We start from the raw sequence: 11123 nt of genomic DNA, 5'->3' as shown, positions 1-11123 counted from the left end.
CCAAGGCCGTCACTGAGGCCCCCCAGCCGGTCGCCGCGCCGGCGCCGCCGCCGGTACACCGGGCGGTTCAGCCTCCCCCACCGCCCGCTGCCGCACCGGCGCCTGCGCCGACGATGGAAGTCTCACTCGGCTCGACCCTCATCGCGAGCGGCGTGCTGAAAAAGCCGGCCACGGCAGCCAACGATCCGCTGGCGCCGATCCGGCGCATGAGCCAGGCCGAGAAGATCGCGTTCTTCTCATAAGAACGGCGCTGTCGTGTGAAGCGCGCCCTCCTTTCTAACGCACCTGCAGCATTTGTTGCACATGCGAATAGTTCGCTTTCCGGTTGATTCGCTTCTCCGCCGAGATCAAGCTGGCGCGATCGCCTGTTTGCGGAGACGGCCGTGCAGACCAAGATCATCGTCAATCCGATGGCGAACAAGGGCAACTGCGGCAAGCGCTGGCCGCAGATTTGCGCTGAACTCGAAAAACATCTTGGCCCGCTTGCCTCCGCGCACGTTGCGATGACGCGCGCGCCCAATCACGCCACCCATCTGGCGCGGGAAGCGGTTGATGCCGGCTATCGCCGCCTGGTCTCGGTCGGTGGCGACGGCACCTTCAGCGAGATGATGAACGGCGTGATCGCGGACGATCGTCCGATTGCATCAGACCTGGTGCTGGCGCAACTGCCCGGCGGCACCTCGAATGAACTCTCCCGCTCCTTCGGCCAGCTTTCGCTCACCGAGGCCAGCAAGGCCATCGCCATGGGGCATACGCGCGACATCGATGTGTTCCGCGCCGACGCCAAGGGCTATGCGGGCGGTCAGGTCACACGCTACGGCTTCGTGCTTGCCATCGTCGGCGCTGCCGCCACGATTTCATGGCGCGCCCAACGCGTGCCGCTGCTGAAGCGATTGGGTCCGATCAGCTATGTGCTGATGACCGCGTTCACGTCGCTGACCTACAGCCCGCGCCCCTATCGCATCCAGATCGACGACGAGGCCGAACAGCACGTGCCGATGTGGTCATTGATGCTGTGCAGTTTCGACGGCGCCGGCGAAGGCCTGATGCTGGCGCCGGGCGCCGACCCGGCCGACCGCAAGCTCGACCTGATCATGGTCGGCGACATGGGGCGCTGGGAGAGCCTGACCAGGATCGTCCCGAACCTCGCCGACGGCAGCTATCTGGAGCACGCAAAGGTCTCGCGGCGCCACGCGAGCCGGATCACCATCGACAGCGATGACATGATCCGCGCCGATGTCGACGGCGAAAGCATCGGGCAATTGCCGATGTCGGTGACGATGCTACCGTTCCACCTGAAGGTGGCGGCGGTCAATCGGTCGTAGGGTGTCGTTCCCGTCGCACCGGGTTTCACTACGCTAACACGACGTCGACATGGACGGCTTTATCAGCTCTATGCCCGATGGCACGATTCTCAATGGCCCACGTGAACAGTTGCACCAAGCTTGGTCGTCCGCAGCATCATGGCGAGTGGCACGGCCGCAAGCGAGATCAGCATCAAGACCCAGAAGGCATCCATGTAGGCGAGGAACGACGCCTGTGCCTGCACCTGCTGTCCGATCCACTGGATCGCCTGATCATGCGCTTGGGCCAATGAGCTGCCGTGGCCGGCGAAGAAGTTCGTGATCTGCTGCAATGTATCCTGATACTGCGGGCTGGACGGGATCACCTGTTCGACCAGCCGGCTCTGGTGGAACTGCTCGCGGTGCATCAACACGTTGGAGACGATCGAGACACCGATCGAGCCTCCGGTGTTCCGGGCCGCGTTGATCAGGGCGGAAGCCTGGTCGGTCTTGGATGGTTGAATGCCGTCATAGGATGCAGCCATGATCGGCACGAAAATCAGCGGCAGGCCGACGCCGAGCAGCATGCGCGAGCGCGCCATAAACCAGAAGCCGAGATCGGCGTAAACGTTGGTCATGGCGTACATGGAAAGGGCGCAGATCACAGCGCCGGCGGCGATCAAATATCTGGGCTGCACCTTGGCGGCCAGACGACCGACCACGAACATCATCATCATGGTGACCACTCCGCCCGGCGAGAGCACGAGGCCTGCCCAAGTGGCGGTGTAGCCGAAATCCTGCTGCACCAGTTGCGGCAGGAATTGCGTGGTCGCGAGCAGGATCGCACCGGTCGCCAGCATGACCAGGAAGCATGCGCCGAACTGGCGGGTTGCTACCATGTGCAGGTCGATGATCGGATGGCGGCGGCTCAACTCCCATGGAATCATCAGCACAAACGCCAGGATGCAGATGGCCGTGAACGTCACGATGAAGCGCGAGCCGAACCAGTCGTCCTCCAGGCCACGGTCCAGCACGACCTCCAGCGCACCCAGGAAGGTCGCGACCAACGCGAAGCCGACCACATCGAATCCGGCTCCTTGCTGCTGCTGCCGTGCTTCCGCACGCGCGGTTGGGGACTCCTGCAGAAGCAGCCAGATCAACGCCACCGCGATCACGCCGACCGGCACGTTGATCAGGAAACACCAGTGCCAGGAGATATTGTCGGACAGCCAGCCGCCGAGCGTCGGCCCCACCACCGGGGCCACAACCACGGCGACGCCGAACACTGCAAAAGCCTGACCGCGCTTCGCCGGCGGAAACGAATCGGCCAAGATCGACTGCGCGACCGGCACCATGCCCCCACCGCCGAAGCCCTGCAGGATGCGGCACAACAGCAGCGCATTCAGATTCGGAGCAAAGCCGCACAGCAGCGAACTGAGCGTGAATGCTCCGAGGCAGATCAAGAAGAACGTTTTGCGGCCCAGCGTCCGGGCCAGAAAACTGGAGGCCGTCAGGATGATGGCATTGGAGACGAGATAGGTGGTGACGACCCAGGACGCCTCGTCCTGGCTCACCCCCATGCCGCCTGCAATATAGGGCAGCGCAACGTTGGCGATGGTGGTGTCGAGCACCTCCATGAAGCTTGCGAGCGCGACCAGGATAGCGATCATCCACGGATTGGCCACGCCGCCGCTCGCGGATGCGGGAAGCTCGGCTCGGATCGCAGCGGAGCTCACAGGTCGCTCCTCAGTCGCTCATAGAGGGACGGCCTCGGATCAATCCGCGCGGTGGGGACTACCGACATGCCCGGACCGAGCGCGACGTCGGTTGGCGGATCGTCCATGTCGATCTTGACCGGCACGCGCTGGACAATCTTGACGAAGTTGCCGGTGGCATTCTGCGCCGGCAGCAGCGAGAACGCGGTGCCCGACCCGGGCTGGACGCTCGCGACATGGCCGTGGACCTTGCGTTCCGGATAGGCGTCGATCGCGAGCGTTACCGGATCGCCCGGCCGCATATGGTCGAGCTGATTCTCCTTGAAGTTCGCCGTCACCCAGAGCTGATCCGGCACAAACATCGCCAGGCTGTTGCCAGGCTGTGCGAATTGACCGGCTGCGGCGCCGAGGTTGACGATGCGCCCCGGCTGGGCCGCCGTCACCGTCGTGTAGGACAGATTGAGTTGCGCCTGGTCGCGCTGGGCCTGGGCCTGCGCGAGGTTCGCACCAGCGCTCTTGCGCTGCGCCTTCAGCGCCTCGACCTGCCGATTCGCCAGCTTGAGGGTTGCCTGCGCGCTCAGAAGTGCCGCCTGCTGCTGATGCAGTTGCGAGGTGAACTGCTGGGCGTTCTGAACCGTGCCATAGCCTGTTTGCTCCAGGTGTTGGAAGCGCGCCGCCTGCTGCTGCGCGAACACCAGTGCCGCCTGTGCCTGATCCACCTGCGCCTGGTTGGCGCCGATCTGTGCCTGCTGCACATCGAGCTGCGCGTCGATATTCTCGATGCTGGCTTGCGCCGCGGCGACCTGCGCTTGCTCCTGCTCGAGCGCGGTGCGAAAGTCGCGGTCATCGATGCGGGCGATCACGTCTCCGGCTTTGACATGCTGATTGTCGGTGACGGGGACGGCGGTGATGTAGCCTGTGACTTTCGGCGCAATCGAAAACTGCCGCGCGGCGACGAAGGCATCATCGGTGGATTCGAAATGATTTGCGTAGTCCATGTAGAGGTAGCCACCGGCGATCGCGGAGGCGAGGAGCACAGCCCCGATCGCGGAGACAACCGGGCGGCGACGCAGCAAGCCGGCCCTGTGCTCTTTCACCTGCGGCTGAACTGCTTCCGGCGGATCGGCTGAGCCAGGCGCTCTGGCAGCCGGCTCTTCGTGAGGGAAACGAGCCCGCGCAGTGACTTCCTGCTGGTCGAACTCGACGCTGGGCTGGCGGAGGTCCGGGACAGATCGCGGGCTGTCGACGCCATGAAGCAGCCGTCCGTCCCGTTCCAATACATCGTGTTCGGACATGCGGCCGCTCCTGCTGCTAGGCGACGCCTCAGCGACACCGAGAAAAGAAACTGCCCCGTTTCGATTTGCAGGTAATCAGGCAAAGAGTTTCCTCAATAGGAACGAAACCGTTTCGTTCTCTTTGAACATCACAGTTGCGTGCATATCTGATGCTCAGCGGGGATCGAAGCACGGTCGGGTCGCGATGAAAACCAGCAGGTTGCTGAAGAGGAAGCCGGCGCCCAAGCGCGCCAAAGTGCGCTTTGGCCGCCCACCGAAGGAGCTTGCCGGCGAGGTTGATACCCGCATTCTCGATGCGGCGCGAAAGGTGTTTCTCGAGCGCGGATTTGAAGGCGCGAGCATCGACGAGATCGCCGACGTTGCACGTGCAGGTAAGCCGACGATCTATGCCCGCTTCCGCGACAAGCGGGCGCTGTTCACTGCGGTGGTAACGCGGGACATCCTATCTCGCATCGCAGAGTTCAGGGCCACGGTGCCAACCGGCGCAACGATCGAGGCGCGCCTCATAAGTGCCGCGAGCACCTTGCTGCACTGGGGTTTGGACAGCGAGAGGATTGCACTGATGCGGCTGGCAATCGCGGAATCGCGCCGCTTCCCTGATCTGGCGAGCACGGTCGGCCGGACGGCGCGTGATCTCAGCACAGAACTCGGGGTCCGGTTGCTGGGCGAGTTGACGAAATCCGACGAGCTTCGGTCGCTGCCCGCTTTTGCCCCGAAGCAGCTGGCAACGACTGCACGTTTTTTCCTTGATCTCATCGCCGTGCCGATGCTGTTCCGGGCGTTGTTCGAGGTGGACCTCAAGACGCTGGACGCAGAGATCGACGCGCACGTGGCACGCAGCGTTCCGTTCTTTCTTGCCGCCTGCCGGCGCGGCAGCATGCGCTGAGCTTTGCAAAGGCATCACTGACCGGGCCCCGAAGCCGATACGCTGTCATGCCGCCGCGCCTGCTCGGAACATGGCGGGACGTCAAGCGACGGCTGCTTGAGTCCGCAAAAGCGCCGGATAGCGGACACTCGTAGAATTGGCAAGACGACGCGAATGACCCGAAGCGGACCTTGGGGGCTAGACAAGAGGGGTCACGGCGGTAGCCTTTAGCGTTTGGCTGAGAGATGAGGTTTGATGACCGCGACCATCCGATCCGGAGGGGTGCCCGGCGGGAAGAACCCGAGATACTTGCCGTCGCGATCCATCAGATAGATGAAACCTGAATGATCGACAGTGTATTCTGCGGCGCCCTCGATTGCGACCTTGGCGTGGAAGACCCGATACAAGCGCGCGGCGTCGCGAATCTGCGCAGCATCGCCCGTTAGGCCGAGCAGGCGCGAGTGAAAGAACGGCACGTAGTCGGCGAGATGCGCAGGCGTATCCCGGTCGGGATCGAGAGTGACGAATAACGGCTGCACTGCGTCGCCGCCGGGGCCAAGTTTGTCGACGGCCTGCCCGATCGCCATCAGATCGGTCGGGCAGACGTCCGGACAGAAGCTGAACCCGAAATAGACGAGCATTAGCTGGCCACGGAAATCCGCGTCCGTACGAGGCTTGCCGGTGTGATCGACGAGAGTGAAGGGGCCACCGATCGGCTCCTTGCCAAACATCACAGCGTCCATCAGTTCGCCGGCGCTGCGTTCGCTCTGCGCATGCGTCACGGGCACCGCACCGAGCAGCACCGCGGCTAGGACCGAGGCGACAAGCACCTGACTCTTTATCATGCGCCCATGGTCATCCGGACACCGGTTGTCGAAACTAGCAGTCTGTCCGGCAGCTGCGCGCGCACGGCGCGAGCGAAGTTGTCGCCGCTACAATGCATCGGAATAATCACGTCCGGTTCGAGCTTTTTGATCTCGGCGACAACTTGATTGAGATAGTCCTCGGGTGCCGGCCCGAGATGAAAGCCACCGACGATAGCATGTATCTTCTGCACGCCGGAAACTTCCTGTGCCTGCCGGACCGAATTGACGATGCCGACGTGACCGCAGGAGCTGATCACCACGAGCCCGCGGTCTTTCACATTGAAACAGGTGGCGTGCTCGTGGATGTGCTCGTCCGGAACGATCTTACCTACCATCTCCGCCGGCAGGTAGTGGCTCGCGTTACAACCGAGACCATCCTTCACAGCAAATCCAACGTGCGTATTCGGCAACACTCTTTCGATGCCCGTCCTCTTGATTTTACCCGTCGTGAAAGCGTGGTCGGCGACAACCGTCGGATTTTCCGCCAGAACGACTGAGACCTTGTTTGCAACCAGCTCGCGGCGATCGAGCGCGCCAAATTCGGTCAGTGCGCCGGGTGCGCCGCTATAACGCTGGCAGAAGTTGTCCTCCCCGCCGGCATAGAGTTTCACATCGGCGGGCAACGCGCTGCGGTATTTCTGCAGGAAGCCGATGAGGCCGCCGTAGTGATCGAAGTGGCCATGGCTCACGACCAATGCATTGATCTTGCTGGGATCAGCGCCGATCAGTTCGATATTGTTTAGCAGAGCTTCCGGCGTATAGCCGAAGTCGAGCATGATAGTGCGCTGCTCATTGCCGCGTTGGGACTGCAGGTACAGAGACAAACCCCATTGATTGTGTAGCGCGCGACGATAGTCCTGCTGCCGTGGTGCCGGTTCGATCGAGACGTTTCCCACCTTGCCCGGCCGCTCGAAGATATTCTGGCTTCCGTCGATCAGCACCCGGATCGACAGTTTATCCACCATGGGAACGTCGATCGCAGCTGCTTTGGCGAATTCGATGCAGGAGAAGCTGCCGGCCGCGACAGCCCCGCCGATGGCCGCACAACCCGTCAGAAAATCGCGGCGTTTGAATTGCTCGATCATCAATCCCTCCGTGCAATGGAGCCAAGCGTTAGACTCGGCTGACTGGCTCCGAAACTGGCGAAGAATAGAGGAAGCGAAATCGCACCCTCGAATCCAATATCAATGAATGAGTAGTGCTTGCCTGCCGAACGCACTGGTGCTGCGCTTAGCTACAGAACTCGGCACGTCTCATTGGCAACTCGTCGAAGAGTGTATCACTATCAGCGCAGCCAAAGGAGCAGGTTTACTTCCGCTTTTGGGCTTTACAGACTTCGCGCGCAGTCCGGCTCGAGTCCGCAAAACGTCGGTTAGCGGACATCGATCGAGCTGCGCTCACGAATCTCGGTTCGTGAGTCCACGCCTCTAGTTCAGCTTGCTGCCGACAACGAGGTTCTTGTGAATTTTCCCGTCTTTCATGATGACGAGGAAATTCTTGGCGGGATCCTCGATCAGCTTGATGTTCTCGATCGGATTGCCATCCACCAGCAGCAGGTCAGCCAGCGCGCCCCCTTCGATCACGCCGAGCTTGCCCGGATAGGGATTGCGCTTGCCGGATAGCGCCAGCAATTCGCCATTCGTCCCGGTCGCCATCGCGAGCGCCTGGGCGGGGGTGTACCAGCGGACAAGCGAGGCCAGAATGGCCCCCTGGCGCTGGGCCAGCGCGGCGGAGAACAGGACATCGGTGCCCCACGCCGTCTTCAGCTTGTACTTCTTCGCAAGCTCGTATGTCCTGCCGATGCCCGGCCAGACCTCATCGGCTTTCGCTCGCTCGACTGAACCCTCGCGAAGGTTTTGCCTCATCTCCTCGGGGAGCGGCTGCAGGCTCAGCCAAACGCCCTTCTCGCCGATCAGCCTGGCGGTTGCATCGTCCATCAGGAAGCCGTGCTCGATACACTTCACGCCGGCGGCAATAGATCGTTGGATCGCAGCCGACGTAAAGGCATGCGCGACGACGTATGTGCCCCAATTCTCGGCCGCTTCGACCGCGGCGCGCAGTTCAGGCTCGGTGAAGGTGACAGCGTCGATCGGACTGAAGGGCGATGACACCCCGCCGCCCGCCGTCAACTTGATCTGGGACGCGCCCTGCATGAGCTGCTCGCGCACGCGCACGCGCACTTCATCGGGACTGTCCGCAACCATGGCGCCGCCGATCTGCTCCATGCGGGTGAGCATGCCGCCGATCGTTCGTGGCAATTCGGAAAGCTGCCGGAAGTCGCCATGGCCGCTGGTGACCGTGATCATGGCGCCGGACGGGTAGATGCGCGGGCCGGTGACGAGGCCGTCATCAATGGCTTGCTTGAGCCCAAAGGCCGGCCCGCCCACGTCGCGAACCGTGGTGAAGCCTCGCATCAGCGTATCCGTCGCTTCCGCAGCCGCAAGGAGATTGTTGTAGCCGACGTCCCCCCCTATGGCGGACGCCGGCGTGGGACGGATCAGCATCGCATGCCAATGCACGTCGATCAGGCCGGGCATCAGCACCCGTCCGCCGCCGTCAACGACAACGGTCTGCGCGTCCGTTGCGATCGCAGCCGGAGCGATCTTTTCGATCTTGTTGCCCTTCACCAGAACGTTGGAGGACGCCGAAAGCGTTTCGCTCTTCCCGTCAAAGATACGGACGTTCTGAAACAGCACGGCCCCGCCCTGCTGGGCATGCGCGGGCCAGAAGGGCGCCGCGAGGCTCAAGGCCGTCGATGCAACGACTCCCAGGATTTTGTCGACTCGGCGCCATTCCCTAAAGGACACGTAACACCTCCGTCCTGATATCGCGCGGTTCAGCAACGGCCGAAACATCCGCCGCGAAGAGCGAGGGATTTTAGCTGGAGATCATGCTGAAAAAGAAAAGAACGAGCAAGATGACGATTCGAAGAAAGGCCATCTTGCTCGAGTGGCAGGGAGGAACTATGCGCTGCGGGCGGTAGGCTGCCATGCGTAAGCGAGCCATCCGATCCCGTGGGAGATCAGGTCGACGCCAAGCAGGAAGCCGAGCACCCACAACCCGGTCGTGGGAAATCCCGTGAGAATGATGAAACCGGCCACGATGCCGAATACGCCGGACAGCAGCATGACCCAGCCCGGGTCCTGCCAGCGGCTGACGCCGATCAGGATGCGGACGAAACCGGAAACCGCCAACACCAGGCCGAGAACGTAGGTGAGGATCAGGGCGCCGGCGACCGGCTGGCCGATCAGCACGACGCCGAAGGCGATGTAGAGGATGCCGAGCAGGATCTGCCATACGAACCCGCCCCAGCCCTTGGTCCAGAACGCATGGACGATCTCGAAAGCGCCGGCGATGATGGCGACCCAGCCGATGAAGATGGTGCTGATGACGGTGACGAGCATGACGTCACCGAGAACCAGGAAGCCCGCCACGATCAACGCGAGCCCGAGCAGCACACAGATCCAGAACGGCGGCGCCGGCAGACTGCCGACGCCTGTTCGCGAACTGCCGTCATATGTCGTCATGTCATTTTCCTCGCTTCAGGTCTCACGCTATACCCATCGCCAGCCGCACCGACGACGGCCGCGATGCCACCAGCAGACCCAGCGGCGGCGACGCCGATGACGGCGATGGGGAGGAGGACGCGACGGCCGTCCCGGCGGTCGTCCCGGTGGCCGTCCAGGCGGTCTTCCCGGTGGCCGTCCAGGCGACGGTCCAGCCGGCGATCCAGGCGGCCCCATGCCAGGGCCTTGAGCCTCCAGCTTGAAATCTCCGGCGTCCTTTCCAGGATCTTTCTGCACCGCGAGCGGCGCCGCCTCGGCTACATCAGGTAGCAGGCTTGGGCCCAAGCCGGCGGCAACGACACCACCCATCAAGGTCCAGAGCGCAGTGCGACGGTCGATTGCATCCATTGTTGTTCTCCTTCTTGGGACGCCCCGTTCCTCGCATGCTCGTGCTGATCAGCCCGACCTCAACCGGTTGCCGGGCGCATCGCTCGGAATCTCGCCTGGCAAGTAGTTCGGCAGCCGGCCCGCCGGGATGATCGCCAGCAGCGCAAGACCGGCCATGATCAAAAGTCCGATCTTCAGCGCGCGCAGCCGTGCCTCGGTATTCACACGCACGGCCTCCTCGACCTGCTGCGGCGTGGCGGTCGTGCCTTCCATCACGCTACGCAGCCGGTCGTTGCTGACGAAGTTGACGTTGTCGAGATCGACCTGGCTCTGGATCTCCTTTGGCAGCACCGGGTTCGCAGCGATCTGGCTCAGCACGATCGTGCTCAGCAGGCCGACCAGAAGCGCACCAGACAGTGCCGTTCCGACTGCGCTGGCCAGATTTTGCGTGGTACCCCGCAGCGACCCGACGTCACCCGCCAGTTCCTTGGGCGAAGCCGTGACCAGCACGTTGAACAGCAACGTCACCAGCGCGCCCTGACCGATGCCGAACAGAATGAGGCCAAACAGCACGGGAACCTCACTCCAGTCGTTGCGCACGACGAAGGCGAGCCACACCAGACCGATGGTGCAGGCCACGAAGCCGTAGCGGCCGATCTGCCGCGGCGTCAGCCGCTCATAGAGATTGACGACCAGCATGGCGGTGAAAAATACCGTCAGGTTGAACGGCATCATCGCGATCGCGGTCGCCAGCGGCGTGCGGCCCTGGACGATCTGAATATAAAGCGGCACCGAGAAATTCAGCGCGGCCTCCAGCGCCACCACTGCAAACAGCGCGTAGACCGCCGAGCGCTCCTCCTGCGAGTCGATCACCTCGAGCGCCAACAGCGGCGTTTTTCCCGCCGCCTGTCGCCGGTGCGTCCACATCAGGAAAGCTTGTCCGAGCACGACGCCGAGAACGATCAGAACAGGCGCCGGCGAAAGGCCGAGCAGATTGAACGGCGCATTGGCGGTCGCCAGCGCAACGCCCCACCTGTTGAGATTGTTGAAGCCGAAACTGATGAGCACGATCGCCGCCGCGGCCAGCACGACACCGACCATATCGATCTGAACGTCCGGGCGGCCGTAGTCGCGCTTGAGACGGAAGCTCAGCAGGAAGACGATGGCGGAAACCGCAATCAGGATTCCGAACGCCGGCCGCCAGCC

At 62.8% G+C, this 11123-nt stretch carries 9 protein-coding genes and 1 pseudogene; 3 read left to right on the top strand and 7 right to left on the bottom strand.

The window, feature by feature from the left end; translation table 11 throughout:
- Both CQ12_RS45605 and CQ12_RS03390 read left to right on the top strand, forming a co-directional pair.
- Positions 1-242 (top strand): annotated as a pseudogene (locus CQ12_RS45605) (hypothetical protein); the annotation flags it as partial.
- A 141-nt stretch (positions 243-383) separates the two neighbouring features.
- Positions 384-1325, top strand: a complete 942-nt coding sequence (locus tag CQ12_RS03390) for a diacylglycerol/lipid kinase family protein (RefSeq protein ID WP_057833955.1) — start codon at positions 384-386, stop codon at positions 1323-1325.
- 89 nt (positions 1326-1414) lie between these two features.
- Here CQ12_RS03390 and CQ12_RS03385 read toward each other — a convergent pair whose 3' ends face one another.
- Together CQ12_RS03385 and CQ12_RS03380 are read right to left on the bottom strand one after the other, a co-directional pair.
- Positions 1415-2953, bottom strand: a complete 1539-nt coding sequence (locus CQ12_RS03385) for a DHA2 family efflux MFS transporter permease subunit (protein ID WP_057833958.1) — start codon at positions 2951-2953, stop codon at positions 1415-1417.
- 62 nt (positions 2954-3015) lie between these two features.
- The gene (locus CQ12_RS03380; RefSeq protein WP_083519113.1) at positions 3016-4293 is read right to left on the bottom strand and encodes an HlyD family secretion protein; all 1278 of its coding nucleotides are present in this window, start codon (positions 4291-4293) and stop codon (positions 3016-3018) included.
- On the opposite strand from CQ12_RS03380, the gene CQ12_RS03375 reads away from it, so the two are divergent.
- The gene (locus CQ12_RS03375) at positions 4292-5179 is read left to right on the top strand and encodes a TetR/AcrR family transcriptional regulator (RefSeq protein ID WP_083519112.1); all 888 of its coding nucleotides are present in this window, start codon (positions 4292-4294) and stop codon (positions 5177-5179) included. The two genes, CQ12_RS03380 and CQ12_RS03375, sit on opposite strands and share 2 nt — an antisense overlap.
- 206 nt (positions 5180-5385) lie before the next feature.
- Here the strand turns inward: CQ12_RS03375 and CQ12_RS03370 are convergent, their stop codons facing one another.
- The 5 genes from CQ12_RS03370 to CQ12_RS03345 all read right to left on the bottom strand — a co-directional run.
- Positions 5386-6003: an SCO family protein gene (locus tag CQ12_RS03370; RefSeq protein ID WP_083519111.1), complete on the bottom strand. Its 618-nt coding sequence runs from the start codon at positions 6001-6003 to the stop codon at positions 5386-5388.
- Positions 6000-7109 (bottom strand): MBL fold metallo-hydrolase, encoded by a 1110-nt coding sequence (locus CQ12_RS03365; RefSeq protein ID WP_057833953.1) that lies wholly within the window; start codon positions 7107-7109, stop codon positions 6000-6002. Before CQ12_RS03365 ends, CQ12_RS03370 begins: the two co-directional genes overlap by 4 nt.
- Before the next feature lie 342 nt (positions 7110-7451).
- Positions 7452-8771: a metal-dependent hydrolase family protein gene (locus CQ12_RS03360; RefSeq protein WP_057833952.1), complete on the bottom strand. Its 1320-nt coding sequence runs from the start codon at positions 8769-8771 to the stop codon at positions 7452-7454.
- 216 nt (positions 8772-8987) lie between these two features.
- Positions 8988-9551, bottom strand: a complete 564-nt coding sequence (locus tag CQ12_RS03355) for an HdeD family acid-resistance protein (protein ID WP_057833951.1) — start codon at positions 9549-9551, stop codon at positions 8988-8990.
- Positions 9552-9986: 435 nt separating this feature from the next.
- Positions 9987-11123: MFS transporter (locus CQ12_RS03345; protein WP_057833949.1), on the bottom strand; the 1137-nt coding region annotated here is incomplete at its 5' end.

This window comes from Bradyrhizobium jicamae (genome assembly GCF_001440395.1).
GTDB classification, from domain to species: domain Bacteria; phylum Pseudomonadota; class Alphaproteobacteria; order Rhizobiales; family Xanthobacteraceae; genus Bradyrhizobium; species Bradyrhizobium jicamae.
Note: the sequence above shows the minus strand (reverse complement) of the source record. Positions and strands in the feature narration are given on the sequence as shown.

Bases quoted from the DNA above. Each gene is read 5' to 3' on its own strand.
- CQ12_RS03380 (WP_083519113.1), bottom strand. From the start codon at position 4,293: ATGTCCGAACACGATGTATTGGAACGGGACGGACGGCTGCTTCATGGC.
- CQ12_RS03385 (WP_057833958.1), bottom strand. From the start codon at position 2,953: ATGATCGCTATCCTGGTCGCGCTCGCAAGCTTCATGGAGGTGCTCGAC.
- CQ12_RS03355 (WP_057833951.1), bottom strand. From the start codon at position 9,551: ATGACGACATATGACGGCAGTTCGCGAACAGGCGTCGGCAGTCTGCCG.
- CQ12_RS03375 (WP_083519112.1), top strand. From the start codon at position 4,292: ATGCGGCCGCTCCTGCTGCTAGGCGACGCCTCAGCGACACCGAGAAAA.
- CQ12_RS03370 (WP_083519111.1), bottom strand. From the start codon at position 6,003: ATGATAAAGAGTCAGGTGCTTGTCGCCTCGGTCCTAGCCGCGGTGCTG.
- CQ12_RS03365 (WP_057833953.1), bottom strand. From the start codon at position 7,109: ATGATCGAGCAATTCAAACGCCGCGATTTTCTGACGGGTTGTGCGGCC.